The sequence below is a fragment of the Paenibacillus sp. BSR1-1 genome, assembly GCF_030403775.1.
In the GTDB taxonomy this organism is placed as follows: Bacteria; Bacillota; Bacilli; order Bacillales; family Cytobacillaceae; genus Neobacillus.
This window is the reverse complement of record NZ_JAQMWQ010000048.1, coordinates 1-1,544: the sequence shown is the minus strand read 5'-3', so window position 1 is coordinate 1,544 and position 1,544 is coordinate 1. Positions and strand designations below refer to the sequence as shown.

Below are 1,544 nucleotides of genomic sequence, written 5' to 3'. Positions count from 1 at the left end.
CTTTTAGGACCCCTTAATCCGTTGGACACGAAAATGCTTAATTATTACACTAGTAACAAGCAAAATATCGTGAAAGGGGGTCTTTAAATGCCTAAAAAGAAAATTGATGTGATTGAAGATGTAAAAAAGAAATATGTTCGAATGGCACTAGAGAGTGGAAAGATGACCTCTATTGCCAATAAAGCGGGAATTTCAAGGGATACTCTTCGAAAGTGGATAGACGAATATGAGGAAGAAGTTCGTGACGCTATGGAAGTTGAAGGAGTCACAGTTCTTTCTGAGAATCCCTCCAAAGAAGAACTCCTGGTTAAGTATGAACAGGCAATGAAGTTGTTAGGTGAGAAGGAGCTAGAAGTAGCGATGTTAAAGAACCTTTTAAAAAAAAGCCCCCTTCGATAAGTGAACGTTTGGAAGAAGTGGCTCTCTGGGTTAGTGAAGGTTTTCCTATTAATCGCACAACTGCTGCATTAGGAGTGAATCGTTCCTTGTATTATCACCATAATAAACTAAATGAAATTGAGGAAAACAAAGGTATTAAACGGGGAAGGCCTATTCCTGGTTTCTCTACTACAAATGATGGAGAAAAGGTTTCGGATGAACAAATTGAAGAATGGTTAATGGAGGCCGTTGAGGGAGAAGAAGGCGTTTACGGGTATAAAAAATTAACTCAATATCTAAAAGAGACCCATTTTCTCCAAATCAACAAAAAGAAGGTCCATCGTTTGTGTGAAAAGCTAGGCATTCTTTTGCCAGCAAGACACGCTCCCTCTCTTTATCCAAGAAAGTTAGCGAGGAAGCATGTCATTACGGCGCCGAACCAATTATGGCAGTTGGATATCAAATATGGATCCATTGAGGAGAGTGGCCGTTTCTTTTTCCTAGCAAGTGCCATCGATGTATTTGACAGGAGCATTGTCGGGTATTATCGAGGTTCTAAATGCCAAGCTACGGACATAATCGAAATGCTTAGAGAGGCGTTAAAGAATCGAAAAGTTATCATTCCTAAGGAAGAAGATAAAAACTCGCTCATTATTCGGAGTGACAACGGACCGCAGTTTTTAAGCAAGGGGTTTGGTGATTTTTGTAGGGAACTAAAAGTGTATCATGAGAGGATTCCACCTAAGTCACCGAACTTAAATGCTTATATTGAATCATTCCACAGCATTATTGAAAAAGAGTGTTATCAACGTCATACTTTTGAGTGTTTTGAAGAAGCGTATTATTGGATTGATCAATTTATGGACTTTTATAATAATCGAAGATTTCATGGCAGCCTCAAATACCTTTCTCCAGCTAAATATAATTGGAGATTCCGGAAAGAGGGCTATATTCCTGAGATGGCTGTCAACCTGTAACAGAGAGGCTCCTTCTTCATCTTACCGACCGAGAAAGTGATGGAGCGAAAGGGTCAAGCGAAGTGGGCTTGACGCTGTAGTGACATCATTTATAATCGCGGAAGGTGAAGAAGGTTGACCTCAAAATGAAAAACTGAGAAAACAAGAGAAAAAGAAAGCTTGTGTCCGGAATTAGGGGGCCAAACCGAA

At 39.8% G+C, this 1,544-nt stretch carries 2 protein-coding genes; both read left to right on the top strand.

From position 1 onward, the window contains the following. Window positions 1-87: 87 nt before the first annotated feature. Window positions 88-399: a helix-turn-helix domain-containing protein gene (locus tag PH210_RS29645; RefSeq protein WP_289990308.1), complete on the top strand. Its 312-nt coding sequence runs from the start codon at window positions 88-90 to the stop codon at window positions 397-399. A gap of 17 nt (window positions 400-416) precedes the next feature. Continuing rightward, window positions 417-1,355, top strand: a complete 939-nt coding sequence (locus PH210_RS29640; RefSeq protein WP_289990311.1) for an IS3 family transposase — start codon at window positions 417-419, stop codon at window positions 1,353-1,355. Window positions 1,356-1,544: the final 189 nt, after the last annotated feature.